Raw genomic sequence first — 16,916 nt, 5'->3', positions numbered from 1 at the left:
GCGGCGCGCCCGGCACCGTACCACCGGCCGCCACCCGGCCACGGGATCACGGCCCCCAGGCGACCGGCAGGGAGGTCAGGGTGTGGTTGATCTCGCCCACGTGCCAGGGCAGTTCTCCCTCGTCCACCGCGAGCCGCAGGTCGGGCAGCCGCGTGACCAGGCCGGTCAGCGCGATCTCCATCTCCATCCGGCCGAGGTGCTTGCCGAGGCAGTGATGGATCCCGTGGCCGAAGGACAGATGCGGGTTGTGCGCCCGGCCCAGGTCCAGGCGGTCCGGGTCCTCGAAGACGGTCCCGTCCCGGTTCGCCGAGGCCAGCGACAGGAGGACGGCGTCACCGGCGGAGATCCTGACACCGCCGATCTCCAGGTCCTGCGCCGCGACGCGCGGGAAGCCGGAGGTGTCGGTGGCGAACAGGTTGACATGGCGGAGGAGCTCGTCCACCGCGACGGGGATACGGGAGGGATCCTCGACCAGCGCCTCCCACTGGTCCCGGTGACGCGAGATCAGCGCCAGCACCGAGTTGGCGAGCTGGTTCGCGGTGGTGTCGAAACCGGCGCCGATGAGGGTGAAGCCGAACGTCACGAGTTCCGGCTCGCTGAGCCGGTCGTCCTGGTCGCGGGCCGTGATCAGCTCCGACAGCATGTCGTCCGTCGGCCGGGCGCGTTTGTCGGCGATCAGGCCGACGATGTACTCGCTGAGCTTCGCCAGGCCCTCCAGCGACGCCTCGCCGCCCGCCCGGTCGTCCACGGTGGCGAAGGCACGGGCCCACCTCTCGAACTTCCGCAGATCCTCGGACGGGACGCCGAGCAGTTCGCCGATCACCGTGAGCGGAAAGGGCAGGGTGAGCTGCGGTACGAGGTCCACGGGCGACCCCTTGGCCTCGATGTCGTCGAGCAGCCCGTCCAGCACCGACTGCACCCTCGGCCGCAGCCGTTCCACCCGGCGGGCCGTGAAGGCACCGGCCACCAGCTTGCGCAGGCGGGAGTGCTCGGGCGAGTCCATGGAAATGATCATCTCGGGGGTCGTGTACATGGTGCCGCCGATCCGCGGCGCGCCGGGGCCGCAGGCCAGGGCCCTGCTGAGGCGGGGGTCGGCCTGGGCCGCCCGCACGTCCTCGTACCGCGTGACGAGCCAGGCGTCCACCCCGCCCGCCGTACGGACACGTTTCACCGGCTCCTCGGCCCGCCACCCGGTGTACCGGGGATCCGGTCCCCGGTAGGAGGAGCCGTCGAAGGGGAAGGTCTCGGAGTCTTGGGTCGATGGCACGATCGGGACACCTCCACTGGTGTCGGCCGCCGCCGGGAGGGCGGCCGGGGACGTCGAAGAGAGCGCTGGGCGCCTGGTCACGAGGGGTTGTGGATCTTGTCGGCCCAGTGGGGCGAGTCGTGGGTGACCCGGCGCGACCGCGTGTACCACTCGCCGTCCCGGCGGACCAGTACGTCCTCGACCGTGGTGGTCGGCTCGAAGCTCACCTTGCCGGAGACGTCCGTCATGCTGACCATCGCCTGGTAGGAGACCCTCAGGAGGTCGTCGGACTCCGGCTCGATGCGCATCCTGTCGAACCAGTACCGGTAGACGATCCCGTCGTAGTAGGCCACGTCGTCCGCCCGTGCCTGACGCGCCGACACCTCGCCGACCAGCGGGCGGTCGGGATCGCCCCGGCGGGCACGCATCTCGGTGAGCAGGGCGCTCCTGCCCTCGATCCGCCACCCGTTGGGCACGTGCTCGATGGAGCCGTCCTCGGTCATGGTCTCCAGGAACTCCTCCAGCCGCCGCTCCTCCAGCAGCGGCATCTGCCGGGCGTAGAACTGGAGGACGTCGACGTAGAGTTCCGCGTCGACCCGCCGGGTCCGCTGCGGTGCGTGCATCACTGGTCTCCTCGTGGTCTCGGGCCTGTGCCGGTCCCTGCGACGTGCTGCCGCCCTCACCCTCGCGCCGGCGGCTGGACCTGACCTGGAACGGCGCTAGGGCGTGTGTCGAAAGTCCCGCCCGGCCCGCGACGCCCGGTACGCACGCCTGCCGCCTGCCGCCTGCCGCCTGCAGCCTGCCGCCTGCAGCCTGCCGCCTGCCGCCTGCCGCCTGCCGGAGCAGGTGCGGCGCTCAGTCCGCCGGTCCCGCCAGTACCGCCGAGTAGTTCTTCCTGGCCGCCGTGTCGTACTGGAGCGCCACATGGCTCGTCGCCGTGGTGATGTCCCGCCACAACCGCTGGAGCGGATGCCGGGCCGCGAGACCGGCGGTGCCCGCCGCGGCGACCAGGAGACCGGCCGCCTCCCGGACGGATTCCGCCGCGAAGGTCGCGTTGCGCTCGTTGCGCGCCATGTGGCCGGGCGTGAAGAGCCGTTCGTCGAGCACGCGGGTGTTCTCCTCGACCAGGTGGAGCGCGGCGTCGACGCGGCCCGAGGCGCGCACCAGAGCCGACTCGTTGGGCGCGGTGCGCCGGCGCCCGGTGAGATGGCCGGCGAAGGCGCTCAGCGCGCCGGTCCCCGCGCCGATCACCGGAGCGATGAAGGTCAGTCCGCCCACCGCCTGGAACGGCACGTTGTGGGAGGGGACGTCGGAGTGCGCGTTGTGACCGGTGATCATGACACTCCGGTCGAACGTCAGATGGTCCGGTACGGTGGCGGATTCCACGACGACGGTGTGACTGGCGGTGGCCCGCATACCGACACTGTCCCAGTCCTCGTGAACCTCGCACGCTCCCCGGGGAAGCGCGAAGAACCGCAGCGAGGGCGGACCCTCCCCGGAGTCCACGGCGGCGCAGAGCAGGACCCAGTCGGCGAAGCCGATGCCGCTGACGTAGCTCCACCGCCCCCGCAGCCGCCAGCCGTCCCCGACCGCCTCGGCCCGCCCGCCGGGCATCAGCCCGGTGGCGATCACGACGTCCTGACCACCCTCCCACAGCGCCCGCTGTCCCTCGTACGGAAGGTGGCAGGCGAACCGCGCCGAGTAGGCGCTCAGCGAGGCGCACCAGGCGGTGGCCGGACACGCCTGACCCAACGCGACGACGGCCCGGGTCAGTTCGGCGAAGGAGCCCTCCGAGCCGCCCCACCGGGCGGCCACGAAATGCCGGGCGAATCCCACGTCCCGGAGGGAGTCGACGACCTCCGGGGCGAGTCGGCCGGCACGGTCGGCGGTCCCGGCCTGCCGCGCGGCCAGCTCACACAACTTCTCGACGGGAAGGGCCGGTTCGGCGGCCCGTCGGGTGTCCTCGTGCATGTCGTGCCCTTCCTGTCGGCCGTCCGGGTCAGAGGGCGTTCGCGAAACGGGCCAGTGTCTCGCCCGGGCTCGGGCCGTCCAGCGCCTTGTGGATGCTCCACGCCCCGTCACCGTGCCGATGCAGCTTGACGTGCGCCAGGTCCACACGGGTGTCCCCGCCGCCGGTGGCGGTGAAGTCGACCTCGATCTCGCTCGCCCGGTCGTCGTCGGGAACGGACTGCCAGTGGCCGTCGATCCGCCAGGTCATGGCGAGCCGGTAGGGCGGGTCCCATTCGAGGACGCGGCCCCAGGTGATCTCGTTGCCGTCCACGTCCCACTCGTAGTACCGGCCGCCGACGACGGGCTCGAAGGCCAGGCCCGCACGCTCCTTCTTCACCAGGACGTGCGAGGGCGGCCACCAGTCGGCGGGACGCTCGGTGAAGGTCTCGAAGCAGTGCTCCACGGACGCGGCCACAACGACCGACTTCCTGACGTCGGGGATCTCTTCGGGCATCGGACACTCCTCGGCTCCGGACGGCGTGGTGCCCGCACGTGCGGACGCACCCAGCCTTGGGCCGGGGCCTTGACGCACCGTCGAACCGTGCTCGACCGGCCGCCTCCAGCCCGTTTCGAGACCCGCGCAAGCGCGGGTTGCCACGGTCGTGCGCGAAGGATCGCCCAGGACGGGAGAGTGGCATGACAGGCACTGAACGGCGGGTGGCCCTCGTCACCGGCGCGACCAGCGGGATCGGCCTCGCGGTGACCGAGCTGCTGGCCCGCCAGGGCATGGCGGTCTTCGGCTGCGCGCGTGGCGCCGAGAACGTGCGTGCCCTTGTGAAGAGGCTGCGCGAGGAGGGACTGGACGTCTCGGGCACGGCCTGCGACGTGACCTCGACGGAGCAGGTGCGGGCGGCCGTGGCGGACGCGGTCGACGCCTACGGGCCGATCGGCGTCCTGGTCAACAGCGCGGGCCGCAACGGCGGCGGCGAGACCGCGCACCTCGACGACGCCACCTGGCTGGATGTGATCGACACCAATCTGCACGGCGTCTTCAGGGTCACCCGCGAGGTGCTGGCCAGGGGCGGCATGCTCGAAGCCGGCTGGGGCCGCGTGATCAACATCGCGTCCACGGGCGGCAAGCAGGGGGTGGCGCTGGCCGCCCCCTACTCGGCGTCCAAGCACGGCGTGGTCGGCTTCACCAAGGCCGTCGGCCTGGAACTGGCCCGTACGGGCGTCACGGTGAACGCCGTCTGCCCCGGCTTCGTCGAGACCCCCATGGCCGAGCGCGTCCGCCAGGGGCACGCCGCGTACCACGGCGTCAGCGAGGAGGAGATCCGCCGCCGGTTCGAGGCACGGATCCCCATGGGGCGCTACGTGTCGCCCGAGGAGGTCGCCGGACTCGTGGGCTACCTGACGACGGACACCGCCGCGTCGATCACGGCCCAGGCCCTCAACGTCTGCGGTGGACTCGGCAACTACTGATGATCCCCACCACCCGAAGCGAGACGATGACGAACCAGGCAGGCACCACCCGGACACGTCCCGACGTGGCCGACTTCCGCGCGACGATGGGCTGTTTTCCCACCGGGGTGACACTGCTCACCTGCGGGCGCGACGACGACCTGACCGTCATGACCCTGAACAGCCTGACCTCCGTGTCCCTGGATCCGCTGCTGGTCCTGGTGTCCGTCAAGGCGGACGGCCGGATGCGGCCCCGCGTACGGGCGCACGGCGGCTACGCGGTCAATGTGCTCAGCAGCGACCAGGGCGACCTGTCCCGGGAGTTCTGCCTGCCGGACCGCCCCGAGGGCGCCCCGGCGATGAGCCTCCTCGGCGCGGTCCCCGGGGTCACGGGGAACGCCGTGGTGCCCTCGGCGGCGGCCTGGCTGGAGTGCGAGCTGCACCGCGAGTTCGAGGCCGGTGATCACGCGCTGCTCGTCGGCCGGGTGCTCGCCGTGTCCGGCGGTGGCGCGGGCAGGCAGCCGCTCGTCTTCCACCGCGGCGGGTACACGGACCTGCCCGGCACGTCCGGGGCGGGCACATGACCGGCGCCGTCGCCCCGCCCGGACGGCTGACCCGGGTCGCCGAGGGCGTGTACGCCTATGTCCAGGCCCCGGGCGGCTGGTGCCTCAACAACGCCGGACTCGTCGTCGGCGCCGACACCTCGGTGCTGGTGGACACCGCCGCCACCGAGAGCCGGGCCAGGCACCTGGCGCGCCAGGTCGGGGCGGTCGTCGGGAGCGGGCCGGACATCGTCGTCAACACCCACTTCCACGGCGACCACGTCTTCGGCAACGGTCTCTTCGCGCCGCGGGCGACCGTCGTCGCGCACGAGGGGACCCGCGCCGACATGGAGGAGGCGGGGCTGGGCCTGCGCGGCCTGTGGCCGCGGGTCGCCTGGGGCGACACCCGGCTCGTGCTGCCGACGCTGACCTTCCGCACCGAGCTCACGCTGCGTCTGGGCACGACCGGGCCCCGGGCGGAGCTGCTCCACCTCGGACCCGCTCACACCGCGACCGACGTGGCCGTCTGGGTTCCCGGCCCGGATGTGCTGTTCGCCGGGGACCTGCTCTGGTCGGGTGTCACACCGTATGTGCTCATGGGTTCGGTGGAGGGCTCGCTGCGGGCCGTCGCCCGGATGCGCGCGCTGCGACCGCGGGTGGTGGTGCCGGGGCACGGCGCGGTCGGCGGACCGGAGCTGCTGGACCTCACCGAGGAGTATCTGCGGTGGTGCCGGCGGATCGCGGAGGAGGGCCTGTCCGCCGGGCTCTCCCCGCTCGAGGCCGCCCGGCGGGCCCGGCCGGGCCCGTACGCGGACCTGGTCGACCCGGAACGCCTCGTCGGCAACCTCCACCGCGCCTACGCCGAGCTGGAGGGACTGCCACCGGGGGCCCGGATCGACGTCGCCGGGTCGTTCAAGGAGATGTGCGAGTTCCACGGAGGTCTGCCCGAGTGCCGCGCCTGACGCGGCGGGCACGGTGCCGGGCAGTCCTCTCATGAACCCGCGGGCCGCGTCCTCACCGCCGGCCGGGACCGCTCCGGCGGATGATCCTGGAGCGCGTCCGTAGATCGCCGCCGGGCTCGCGCACCAGCACGTCGTCCACGGTGTAGGTCGGCTGGAAGGACAGTCCGTCCCCGTCCACCATGGCGACGAGGGTGTAGTAGGAGACGCCCAGGGCTCCGTCGGCCAGCGGTTCGATGAGCAACTGACCGAACCAGTGCTGGGTCGACACGCCCTTGTAACGGGGCAGCCTGGCCCGCATCGCCTCGGTCATCTCGGCCCGGCCGCGGGTCCGCCCGCCGTCGGCGTGCACCACCTCGCCGTCGTCGGTGAACGTCTCGGCGAAGCCCTCGATGTCGAGGGCGTCGGCCCGCCGCATCTGCCGGGCGTAGAACGTCTGGACCTCCGCGTAGAGATCCCCTGTGACCTGAGGGACGGTGAGGTGCTGGGGCTGGGACACGGACGACTCCCCTCGACGATGTACGGGACACCGCCAACGGTGCCCGAGCCCCCTCCAACCCCACTGGATATCAGGTCGACCGGACGGCGTTCGGCGACCGGCGGCGGGCCCGCCACCCGGTCCTGCTCAAGCGCCCGTCGAGCCGGAGGGCGCACCGTGAACCGTCAGCGCAGCGCAGCCGAGAGAGGGAATGGCATGGAGGGCACCCTGGGAACCATGACGCCGGCCGGCACGTGGACCGAACACCTCGTGGTGGAGGGGCGGTCGTACACCAGCACCCTGCGCTTCACGGAGAACGGACGGGCCATGATCCTGGCCGGGCCGCGCCCCGGCTCCGTCGGGGCGGGGTACTGGAACAGGACAGGGCCGGACACGTTCTCGTTCCGGATCGTGGAGCTGGAGTTCGACGAGCACGGGGTCTTCTCCGGCTGGGTGGACATCGACCAGGCGGGAGTGCTGAGCGGTGACACGTTCACCTGCGGCGGTATCTCCCACGTCTACGACGCGGACGACCGGCTGCTGGCCAGTGTGCGTGCCGAGGGCAGGTCGACCCGCGTCTGAGGCCGGCGGACCCGATACCCCCGGAGCGCGCGAGCGAGCCGCACACGCAGCACGTGTGCGGCTCGCTGCGTCGGCGCCCGGCCGGCCGGTCGGGGCCCGGCCCCCGGCCGACCGGCCTCAGACACGCAGGCGGTGATGGCGTGTCAGCTCCTCCAGGACCGGTACGACCTCACGCGGCGACGGCATGGTCAGCCACTCGGCGTGCAGGGCCTGCGCCCCCGTACGGAACGAGGGCTCGTGCAGCAGCCGCAGCAGCCGATCGCGCATCACCTCGGCGGACTGCCGCTCGTGATCGAAGGTCAGCCCGGCGCCGTGCCGCATCACATAGGGCGCGTACGTCGCCGACTCCAGCCCCTTCTCCACGATGAGCTGCGGCACCCGGTGGGCCACGGCCGCCATGACCGTGCCGCTGCCGCCGTGGTGCACGACCGCGGAACAGGTGGGCAGCAGCTGGTTGAAGGGGACGTAGTCCAGGGCCCGCACATTGTCCGGGACCCGCTGCCCGGCCAGCTGGACGTCGTTGAAGGTGGCGACGACCTCGATGTCCAGACCGTCCACCATCTTCAGCAGCTTGGCGACCAGCGCCCCGTCGGTCGCGTACTCCCGGCCCGACATGCCCAGGGTCACGGCCACGCGGGGGCGCCCCGGACGCGCGTGGAGCCAGTCCGGCACGGCATCCGCCCCGGTGTAGGGCAGCCGGCGCATCGAGACGGCCGGGGCCGGGGTGGCGAGGCGCAGCACCGGCGGAGTCGGGTCCAGGGTCACCTGGCCGAGGAGGAGTTCGTCGTCGACGGTGACACCATGACGCCGGGCCGCCTCCGTCACCGCCTCCGCCAGCGGCTCCTGGTGCCCCGTCCCCTCCGCCCCGCCCAGCTTCCGGTACCGCTGCCGGGCCCAGCCGCAGTAGTCGGGTCCCCACAGATACCGGGCGTGCGCCGCTCCGGTGACCCGCGCGGCGACGGCCGCGGCGGGCCACATGTCCCACAGGACGAGATCGGGTCCCCAGGCTTGGGCGATGTCGACCAGATGGTCCGTGCCGGGAATGGCTCCGCCGGGCGCGCCGCCGGGCGAGTGGAAGATCCGGGTCCCGGCGAGCGCGAAGTAGCTGAACATGAACCAGGCGTGCTCGTCGGCGCCGGTGACGTCGAACGCCTTCGCCAGCCGGTTCCGCTCCTCCTCGGGCAGGACGTAGTCACCCACTTCCGACAGCGGCGGCATCGTGTCCGGGGTGCCCACCGAGACCGCGGTGAGGCCGGCGCCGGTGATCTCGTCGAGCAGGGCGGGGTGCGAGGCGACGCGGGTCTCGTGGCCCGCGGCCTGGAACGCGCGGGCCAGGGGGACGATCGGGTAGAGATGCGCCGCCATGGGCCAGACGACGAACAGGACGCGCATAACAGAACTCCTCGGGACTCTCACCAGGGCGTTCGGTGCCTGGGGTCGGATCGTCGGAAAGCTGTGCTGTTCCGGCCGTGGGGCCGTCGGGCGGTCACCAGGGCAGGACGCCCGCGTCCGTGACGAAGCGGCCCGTGGGACCGTCCGCGTCGAGCGTGGCGAGAGCGACCTCCACGGCGGCGCCCTCCGCGGCCGTGCGCTCGCCGACGCCGTCGTTGATGTCCGTGGCCACGAACCCCGGTGAGCAGGCGTTCACCTTGATCGGGGTGTCGCGCAGCTCGTTGGCGTACAGCAGCGTCAGCATGTTCAGCGCCGCCTTGGACACGCTGTACGCCGTGATGGCCGGCATCTCGGACCCGTGCAGCCACGCGGGCAGTCCCATCTCGCTGGAGACGTTGACGATCCGGCCCGCCTCCGACCTGCGGAGCAGCGGAAGGACGGCGTTCGTCACCGCCGCCACGCCGTGCACGTTCGTCTCGAACGTGGTCCTGAGCTGGTCGGCGCCGACCCGGCTCGGGGCGTTGGACGGCCACTCGACATTGATTCCGGCGTTGTTGACGAGGATGTCCAGGCGGCCGTGGCGCTCGTCGATCCGCCGGGCGGCCTGCTCGATCAGAACCGGGTCCGTCACGTCCAGATGAAGGAAATGCGCGTCGGCTCCTTCACCGCGCAGCCGCTCCACGGCGGCTTCACCGCGGGCCTTGTCACGAGCCCCGGCCAGCACCACGGCGCCCAGTGCGCCCAGACGCCGTGCGGTCTCGAACCCGATTCCCTTGTTGGCGCCCGTGATCAGGGCGATCTTCCGGTTGACAGCCATGGGGGGAGCATCGCAGCGGCGCCTCGTGTCCCTCTGGTGTGTCGCTCACGCACGCCGGCACCGGCGCGTACGCCGTCAGCGCCCCGAGCCGGGAAGGACCGCTTCCACGATGCTCTGCACCGAGCCCGTCGGGATCAGCCGGGCGACGGCGAACCCGGCCTCGGTGAGCAGGCGCGTGTACTCGTCTCCGGTCCGCTCCTGGCCGCCCGCCATGACGTGCATGGCGAAGTCGAACGCCTTGCTCGTGTGCGGGGCGTCGCCCGGGGGGATCACCCGCTCGATGAGCAGCAGCCTGCTGTCCGGCTTCATCGCCTTCCTGCAGCCGCGCAGGATGGTGACCACGTCGGCGTCGGTCCAGCCGTGCAGCACCGACTTCATCAGGTACAGGTCACCGTCCGGGGGGAGTTCACCGAAGATGTCGCCGCCCACGACCTCGCAGCGCTCGGTGAGTCCCGCCTTCCCGATGTGGTTCCGCTCCACCACGTGCGGCAGGTCGAACAGCACACCGGTCGTCCGGACGCGGGCCTGGAGCACTGCGGCGAGCAGCGTGCCGTCCCCGCCGCCCACATCGACGATCCGGCCCGTCTCCGGGAAGTCGTACGCCTCGACGATCGCCTCGCCTTCGACCCGGCTGTGCTCCTGCATGGCCGTGTCGAAGGCGGCGCCCTCCTCCGGGTTGTCCCGCAGGAACTCCCAGAAGGGCTGGCCGAAGGCCGCGGCGAAGGCTCCGTCGCCGGTGCGCAGCGCGTGGTCCGCGTGCTGGAAGGCCCGGGCCGTGATCCGCCCCGACTGCGCGATCGTGGTCCGTACCGACCGGGGGTGGTCCGACCGCAGGCACTCACCGACCGCGGTGAGCGCGAAGCGACCCGGCGACGGCTCCGTGAACACCCCGCAGCCGGCCAGGGCCCGCAGCATGCTGTGCAGGGTGCCCGGATCGGTGGCGGTCAGGTGTGCCAGATCCTCCGTGGACCGCGGGCCGTCCGACAGGAGATCCGCCACCCCCATCTCCGCCGCGAGATGGAGCGCCCGCGCGTAGATGAAGCCGTCACCGAGCGCCAGCAGGCGCAGGCTGCTGTCCTGTTCCAGAGCGCTGCTCATCCGCTGTCTCCACTCCTTCGTCATGACGATGGAGCAACAGCGTGCGGGAAGGCGCTCAACGCAGGCTTGAGGGCGGATGCACCGCGAACGCCCTGTCCCTCCGCAGGCCGCGGACCGGACCGCTCAGGCGTGCGCGCCCACGGTCACGGTGCCGACGGTCAGCGTGGGCTTGCCCTCCAGAACGGCTCCCACGCGCTCGACCTGCTCGTCCAGTTCGGCGAGGTGCGCGGTGGACAGCGGCTCCAGCGGCTCCACCGTGACATGGATCTTGCGCCCGGACCGGCGCTGGTGCCATACGCCCTTCACCGTGCCGTCGACCAGGAGCACCGGATAGTTGCCGGCCTGCCCCGACGGTGTGAGGGCGCGCCCGGCCGCGAGTCCGGGGTAGAGGAGCCCGCGTGGCTGAGCGGCCACCACATAGGCGTCGAAGTACGGCAGCAGCCGGACGCCCCGGGGCGGCTCGGCCGAGACGGCCGCCGTATCACCGGAGTTGACCCAGGCGGTGGTGCCCTCGAAGTCCACTTCCTCGATGTCCCCGGCGAGGGAGCGGAAGAGGCTGCCGGCCCACCCCCGGGGCGCGTTGAGCCACTGGGCGAAGTTCTGCGGGGTGGCCGGTCCGTAGGCGTGCAGATACCGCTGGACGAGCCGGCGCTGGGCGGTGGGCCCGTCGAGCGGGCTGACGTCGCTGAGGTAGCGCAGCGGGTTGGTGTAGGTGACCTTGCGGCCCCGGTTCGGGGCGAAGCACAGGACGCCTCGGTGTGCCGCCAGGGTCATGGCCTGCCGCCAGCGCGGCCACTTGCCCTGGAAGGCCTCCATGACCAGGTCTCCCGCCCAGGGGCCGGTGGCCTCCACCACGGCGTCGGTGAGTTCGTCGATCGTCAGCTCGGCGTCCTCCAGCGACTTCCCGATGGCCGCGACGACCTGCTCCGTCTGGTCCTCGGTCATCTGGACGTCCTTGGGAAACGGACTGGGGGACTGCGGTATCGAGCTGAACGCCCCTATCCACATGGGCAGGTCGGCGGTGGTCAGCAGATGAACGGTGCCGCGCGGGCCGTACATCTTCACCAACTGCCGCCGCTCCCATAACGCCGCGCGGACGTCGCTCCGGGTGGCGCCCTCGACCCGCAGTGCCACCGACAGTTCGGCCGCCGACAGGACCTGCGCGTGCGCGCCGCACAGGGCGCTGACGATCTCGGGGTGACCGGACTGCCGTGACGGCGTGGTGAGAGAGCTTCGTTCCATCCGCCTGGAGGAGACTTCGGGCCACGACATGGGCGGTCACCGGTCCCGGCGCCTCGGAAGGCCCGGTTTCCGGAGCTGCGGGGACGCGTCGGCCCGGCAGGATCCGCAGGGCCTAAGGGCTGGGGGCCGACCTCTCCGTGGTGGGTTCCGCCGGACGCGGAGAGACCTTCGGCGGTCTCCGGCGGCTGAAGCGCCGCATGGCCGGGGCCTCCACGAACGTGTACAGCAGCCACGCCAGGACCAGACTGATCGCCAGCGTCAGCAACCCGTACCCCAGCGCCCCGGCCATACTCACCGGCTTCGCCCAGTTCTCCGGGTGGACGGCACCGATCGGTCCGTAGGAGACGACGAGGTAGTGGATCAGGTAGAGACTGTACGAGATCTCGCCGAGGACGATCATGGGGCGGCTGCCCAGCACCTTGCTCCGGCCGAGCACATCGGCCTTGGCGAGGGCGGCGATCAGCAGGGCGATGGGGAGCGCGGTCGCGGACACCCGGTCGTACACGCCGGGCAGATGCGCGCCGCCGACGAAGGCCGCCACCGCCAGCAGCAGCGCCGGAACGGGTCCGAGGGGGAGCCTGCGCCCATGGACGACGATCAGCGCCACCAGGATGCCGAGGACGAATTCGAGGAGACGGGTGACGGGGAAGTAGTAGGTGAACCACACCTCCCACCACGGCTCGTTCGTCAGGAGCATCCGCGGCTGATCGGGCAGCAGCGGGGCCGGCAACGGCACGAGGGCGATCGCGACGGCCACACCCACCAGCCACCGCCACAGATGCCCCGGACGGATGCCTCGTGTGAGCCGCAGCACCAGGGGGAACGACAGATAGAAGAGCAACTCGCAGGAGAGCGACCAACTGGGCGCGTTGGCACCGTAGTTGATGACCGCGTCCTGGTAGGGGATCCAGCTCTGCACAAGGAAGACCGTCGGCACCGTGTTGACGGCGGTGATCGACACACCCGCGGTCAGCATCAGCAGCAGCGCGGCCGACAGGGTGACGAGGTGGTTGGGGAAGATCTTCACGAGACGCCTGCGCCAGAACCGCCTCGGGGCGTCGTCCGGCCGGCTCACCCAGGTGAGGATGAAACCGCTCAGTACGAAGAAGAACGACACGCCGACGTTCCCCGAGGCCTCGAAGTAGCGCAGGGAGTCGGTCGCCCCGGTGCTCCCGAGCCGGGGTATCAGGGCGATGCCCACATGACAGACCACCACCATGCAGGCGGCCAGGAACCTGGCACCGGTGAGAGAGGGTAACCGGGACCGCTCGATCGTGGTCGCCGACGCTGTCATGGCGTCTCCTTTGCATCCAGTCCGGACGTCAGGGCCGGCGACCCTGACGCAGCGACGACACGAGCCCTTCCAGGACAGGCACGAGGTCGTCGGGGCTCGGCACGGCGAGCCAGTCGCGGCGCAGTTGTTCGGCGGCGTCCTGGAACGCGGGCTCCGTCAGCACCCGCTCCAGGTCCTTGCGCATCTCGGTCGCGGGCGTCCGCGGACCGACCGTCAGGCCGGCTCCGTAGTCGTGCACGTAGCGCGCGTTGCCCGCGTACGCCGCCGTCGCGTCCGCCACCACGAACTGGGGCACTCCGTGTGCGACCGCCGTCATCAGGGTCCCGATGCCGCCGTGGTGGACGAGCGCCGAGCAGGTCGGCAGCAGCAGGCCGAGGGGGAGATAGCTGACCGTGCGCACGTTGTCCGGCAGCGCACTGCCCGCCAGCTGCGACGCGTCGACGGTCGCCACCACGTCGACGTCCAGGCCCGACACCACTTCCAGCAGGTCCGCGACCAGGCCCCGGTCGTTGTCGTACGCGCGCTGTGTCGTGCCCAGCGACATGGCCAGCCGCGGCCGTTCGGGCGGAGTGTGCAGCCAGTCCGGGACCACGTCGGGCCCTCCGTAGGGGATACGACGGACCGGAACCCTGCGGCACGGTGCCCGCAGTTGCATGTCCGGCAGCATCGGGTCGACGGTGAACTGCCCGAACAGCAGCTCGTCGTCGACCGTGACACCGTAGCGTTCGGCGCTCGGCCGCACCAGCTCTGCCACGGGATCGGCCAGGCCGGCCGACCTCAGCGCCTCCCGGCCCCGAGCGGTCCGGTGGGCGGCCCAGCCGACGAAGTCGTGACCCCAGAGCATCCGCGCGTGCGCCGCGCCGATGTCCCGCGCCGCAACCGCCCCGGAGGGCCAGTTCGGATCCCACAGCATCAGGTCCGGACGCCAGTGACGCGCCGTCGAGACCAGGGCGTCCACACCTGCCCAGAGCTCCTCCGGCGCGCCGTCCTCCGGGTGGAAGATCCGCGAGGAGGCGTAGGTGTAGGTACTGAAGGTCGCCCACACATGGTCGTCCGGCGACAGGGAGAGCGCGTCGGCGAGGCGCCCGCGGTGCTCCTCGGAGAGGAGCAGGTCGCCCACCGCCGAGGGCGAGGGCATGGTCTGCGGTGTACCGAGCGCCACCGCGTCGAACCCCGACGCGGTGATGACACCGGCCAGATCGGGGTGCGAGGCGACGCGGACCTCGTGCCCCGCGCCCTGGAGCGCCCAGGCCAGCGGGAGTGCGGGATAGAGATGGGCCGGCAGGGGCCACACGACGATCATGACGCGCATGGGGGGTCTCCTCGGGGCGGACGCGGTTGCGCCGACGGGCCGGCGGTTCGGTCAGGCGGGCACGCACTCGACGATGGACATGAGGGACGGGGTGGGCAGGATCCGGGTGACCTTGAAGCCGCCCTTGCCGAGAATGTCCTCGAACTCCGCCTGCGTACGCTCCTTGCCGTCCACCACCGCGAGCATGGACACATCGATGGTTTTGCTGGCGTGGGGTTGGTTGCCGGGTGGGATGACGGGGTCGACGACGAGGAGTTTGGTGTTGTCGTGGACTGCTTCGCGGACGGTTTTGAGGATGCGGAGGCAGTCGGTGTCGCTCCAGTCGTGGAGGACGGATTTGAGGATGTAGTGGTCTGCTCCGGTGGGGACGTTTTCGAAGAAGTCGCCGGCTTGGACGGTCCAGCGTCCGGTGGTGTGGGGGGTGTCGAGTTGGTGTTGGTCGATGACGGACTGCTGGTCGTAGAGGGTGCCGGTGGTGTGGGGGTGGGTGGTGAGGATTTCGCGGAGGAGGCTGCCGGTGCCGCCGCCGATGTCGGTGATCTTGGCGCCGTCGGGGAAGGTGTAGCTGGTGGCGATGTGCTGGTTCCACAGCCGTGAGAACCCCGCGGTACCGGCGTTGAAGACGGAGGCCGTGTCGGGGACGGTCTGGAGATGGGCGAAGAATCCGGCGCCGAAGATCTCGTCGAAGGCGGTGTGTCCCTGCCGCACGGTGTCGTACATGCGGGCAAGAGGCTTCCAGTAGAGGTCTTCGCCGAGCATGAGGAAGGGGTCGTGGAGGGAGCCGGGTGTGTCGGTGCGCAGGAGTTCGGCCATGGGGGTGAGGGTGAAGCGGTTGTGGTCGTCCTCGCGGAAGACTTCGCGGGTGGCGAGGTAGCGCAGGACGCGGTGGAGGTGGGGGGCGCTGAGGCCGGTCTCCTCGGCGAGTTGGGCGGCGGTGCGGGGTCCTTGGGTGAGGTGGTCGGCGATGCCCGCCTTGGTCACGGTGTAGAGGCAGGCGGTGTAGAGATAGCCGTTCATGTGTTCCGACAACTGCGCGCTCAGCTCACTGGTGTCGGGCAGGGCGGATGTCATCGCGTACCTCCGGATGTCGGCGAATGTGCGGCGGGACAGGTGCTCGGGCAGGTCATGAACCGGTACGGTCCGCGGACCGCACACGGACCGGGAGGCGGGGCAGGCCCCGCATCATCACGCTCGGGTACCAGGTCAGCTCGGCGGGATCGGTGTCGAGTGCCAGGTCCGGACAGCGTTCCAGCAGGGAACGGACCGCGGTTTTCGCCTCCAGCCTGGCCAGAGGGGCACCGAAACAGGCGTGGATGCCATGCCCGAAGGCCAGATGGCCGCCGGTCTCACGGCGGATGTCGAAGCGGTCGGGGTCGGGAAAACGGCTCGGATCGCGGTTGGCGGGCGTGTTCCCGATGAGGATGAGTTCGCCCCCGCCCGGGATGGTCGTGTCCCCGATCCGTACGGGCTCGGTGGTGAAACGGTGCAGTGAGGATCCGGTCGGGCCGCTGTGCCGCAGCATCTCCTCCACGGCTCCGTCCAGGAGCGAGAAGTCGGCGCGCAGCGCGCTCAGTTGGTCCGGATGCCGAAGCAGCGCGAGCATGCCGTTGGACAGGAGCCCGGTGGTGGTCTCGTGGCCCGCCACGAGGAGCAGCACGGCGAGGCCCACCATCTCGGTGTCGGACAGGGCGTCCTCGTCCTCCTCGCGCCGGCGGACGAGTCCGCTGAGCAGGTCGTCGCCCGGGGCCGCGCGCTTGTCCTCCAGCAACGCCGTGAGATAGCCGTCCAGTTCCGCGAGCGCCGCCTCCGCCTCGGCCCCGTTCCACTGCTTGGTCACCTGTGTGGTCCACCGGTGGAACTTGTCGCGGTCGCTGAACGGAACTCCCAGCAGCTCGCAGATGATCGCCGCGGGCAGCGGGAACGCGAAGTCCTGGACGAGGTCGGCACGGCCGTCCGGGTCGGCGAGCATGGCCGCGATCAGCTCGTCGGTGACCTCCTGCACCCGGGGCTGGAGCGCGTGGACGCGCCGGGGGGTGAACTCCCTGACCACCAGCTTGCGCAGTCTCGTGTGCCGGGGCGGATCGGAGATCAGCATGTGCGGGCTGGACCACGGATCGTCCTCCGTGTCCGCGGCACCGGGAGAATTGCGCCAGTCGTTCGACAGGCGCGGGTCGGACAGCGCCGCCCTGGCCTCCTCGTAGCCCACGACCAGCCAGGCGGTGAAACCCTCTGGCAGCAACACCCGGTGCACGGGCCCGCGTTCGCGAAGCTCCGCGTACGTCGGATGCGGGTCGCGCGCGAAGTCCTGTCCCAGCGCGGCCAGATCGACGATTGCCTCTTCACTCATCTCCGCAGCCTCCTCCCGTGTCGGAGCACGCGCTCACGCGGGCACGCACTCGACGATGGACATGAGGGACGGGGTGGGCAGGATCCGGGTGACCTTGAAGCCGCCCTTGCCCAGGACATCCTCGAACTCCGCCTGGGTGCGTTCCTTGCCGTCGTGAATGACCATCATCATCGCGTCGATGGTTTTGCTGGCGTGG

General features: G+C 71.2%; 17 protein-coding genes. 4 read left to right on the top strand and 13 right to left on the bottom strand.

The window, feature by feature from the left end:
* Positions 1-46: 46 nt before the first annotated feature.
* The 4 genes from BFF77_RS12660 to BFF77_RS12645 form a co-directional block, all read right to left on the bottom strand.
* Positions 47-1,267, bottom strand: coding sequence for a cytochrome P450 (locus BFF77_RS12660; RefSeq protein ID WP_066947917.1), 1,221 nt, complete (start codon positions 1,265-1,267; stop codon positions 47-49).
* Positions 1,268-1,344: 77 nt separating this feature from the next.
* Positions 1,345-1,869 carry a nuclear transport factor 2 family protein gene (locus BFF77_RS12655; RefSeq protein ID WP_066947914.1) on the bottom strand — a complete coding sequence of 175 codons (525 nt, stop codon included), beginning with the start codon at positions 1,867-1,869 and terminating at the stop codon, positions 1,345-1,347.
* Positions 1,870-2,101: 232 nt separating this feature from the next.
* A complete protein-coding gene (locus BFF77_RS12650) occupies positions 2,102-3,217 on the bottom strand; it encodes an acyl-CoA dehydrogenase family protein (RefSeq protein ID WP_066947911.1) in 1,116 nt (371 codons plus the stop codon).
* A gap of 28 nt (positions 3,218-3,245) precedes the next feature.
* Positions 3,246-3,710, bottom strand: coding sequence for an SRPBCC family protein (locus tag BFF77_RS12645; RefSeq protein WP_066947908.1), 465 nt, complete (start codon positions 3,708-3,710; stop codon positions 3,246-3,248).
* Between the two features lie 182 nt (positions 3,711-3,892).
* Here BFF77_RS12645 and BFF77_RS12640 point away from each other — a divergent pair, with 182 nt between their 5' ends.
* Genes BFF77_RS12640 through BFF77_RS12630 form a run of 3 tightly spaced genes read left to right on the top strand, consistent with a single transcriptional unit; the run spans position 3,893 to position 6,161 of the window.
* Positions 3,893-4,678: an SDR family NAD(P)-dependent oxidoreductase gene (locus BFF77_RS12640; protein ID WP_066947905.1), complete on the top strand. Its 786-nt coding sequence runs from the start codon at positions 3,893-3,895 to the stop codon at positions 4,676-4,678.
* 26 nt (positions 4,679-4,704) lie between these two features.
* The gene (locus BFF77_RS12635; RefSeq protein WP_066947998.1) at positions 4,705-5,241 is read left to right on the top strand and encodes a flavin reductase family protein; all 537 of its coding nucleotides are present in this window, start codon (positions 4,705-4,707) and stop codon (positions 5,239-5,241) included.
* Positions 5,238-6,161, top strand: a complete 924-nt coding sequence (locus BFF77_RS12630; protein WP_066947903.1) for an MBL fold metallo-hydrolase — start codon at positions 5,238-5,240, stop codon at positions 6,159-6,161. The genes BFF77_RS12635 and BFF77_RS12630 overlap by 4 nt, the downstream gene beginning before the upstream one ends.
* 52 nt (positions 6,162-6,213) lie before the next feature.
* On the opposite strand, the gene BFF77_RS12625 is transcribed toward BFF77_RS12630, so the two are convergent.
* Positions 6,214-6,657 (bottom strand): nuclear transport factor 2 family protein, encoded by a 444-nt coding sequence (locus tag BFF77_RS12625; RefSeq protein ID WP_066947900.1) that lies wholly within the window; start codon positions 6,655-6,657, stop codon positions 6,214-6,216.
* Between the two features lie 216 nt (positions 6,658-6,873).
* On the opposite strand from BFF77_RS12625, the gene BFF77_RS12620 reads away from it, so the two are divergent.
* Positions 6,874-7,218 carry a hypothetical protein gene (locus BFF77_RS12620; RefSeq protein ID WP_141698425.1) on the top strand — a complete coding sequence of 115 codons (345 nt, stop codon included), beginning with the start codon at positions 6,874-6,876 and terminating at the stop codon, positions 7,216-7,218.
* Between the two features lie 117 nt (positions 7,219-7,335).
* Here the strand turns inward: BFF77_RS12620 and BFF77_RS12615 are convergent, their stop codons facing one another.
* The 8 genes from BFF77_RS12615 to BFF77_RS12580 form a co-directional block, all read right to left on the bottom strand.
* Positions 7,336-8,610, bottom strand: a complete 1,275-nt coding sequence (locus BFF77_RS12615) for a nucleotide disphospho-sugar-binding domain-containing protein (protein ID WP_066947894.1) — start codon at positions 8,608-8,610, stop codon at positions 7,336-7,338.
* Positions 8,611-8,704: 94 nt separating this feature from the next.
* Complete coding sequence (locus BFF77_RS12610) at positions 8,705-9,427, bottom strand: SDR family oxidoreductase (RefSeq protein ID WP_066947892.1); 723 nt, start codon at positions 9,425-9,427, stop codon at positions 8,705-8,707.
* Positions 9,428-9,502: 75 nt separating this feature from the next.
* Positions 9,503-10,525 carry a methyltransferase gene (locus tag BFF77_RS12605; protein WP_066947889.1) on the bottom strand — a complete coding sequence of 341 codons (1,023 nt, stop codon included), beginning with the start codon at positions 10,523-10,525 and terminating at the stop codon, positions 9,503-9,505.
* Positions 10,526-10,648: 123 nt separating this feature from the next.
* Positions 10,649-11,767 (bottom strand): winged helix DNA-binding domain-containing protein, encoded by a 1,119-nt coding sequence (locus tag BFF77_RS12600; RefSeq protein WP_245703378.1) that lies wholly within the window; start codon positions 11,765-11,767, stop codon positions 10,649-10,651.
* Between the two features lie 112 nt (positions 11,768-11,879).
* Positions 11,880-13,061, bottom strand: a complete 1,182-nt coding sequence (locus BFF77_RS12595) for an acyltransferase family protein (protein ID WP_066947883.1) — start codon at positions 13,059-13,061, stop codon at positions 11,880-11,882.
* A 28-nt stretch (positions 13,062-13,089) separates the two neighbouring features.
* On the bottom strand, positions 13,090-14,373 hold the full coding sequence (locus BFF77_RS12590; protein WP_066947880.1) for a nucleotide disphospho-sugar-binding domain-containing protein: 1,284 nt from the start codon (positions 14,371-14,373) through the stop codon (positions 13,090-13,092).
* 51 nt (positions 14,374-14,424) lie between these two features.
* Positions 14,425-15,444 carry a methyltransferase gene (locus BFF77_RS12585; protein WP_066947996.1) on the bottom strand — a complete coding sequence of 340 codons (1,020 nt, stop codon included), beginning with the start codon at positions 15,442-15,444 and terminating at the stop codon, positions 14,425-14,427.
* Positions 15,445-15,496: 52 nt separating this feature from the next.
* Complete coding sequence (locus tag BFF77_RS12580) at positions 15,497-16,720, bottom strand: cytochrome P450 family protein (protein WP_066947877.1); 1,224 nt, start codon at positions 16,718-16,720, stop codon at positions 15,497-15,499.
* Between the last annotated feature and the right edge of the window lie 196 nt (positions 16,721-16,916).

The sequence above is a fragment of the Streptomyces lushanensis genome (assembly GCF_001700515.1).
Taxonomy (GTDB): Bacteria; Actinomycetota; Actinomycetes; order Streptomycetales; family Streptomycetaceae; genus Streptomyces; species Streptomyces lushanensis.
Note: the sequence above shows the minus strand (reverse complement) of the source record. Positions and strands in the feature narration are given on the sequence as shown.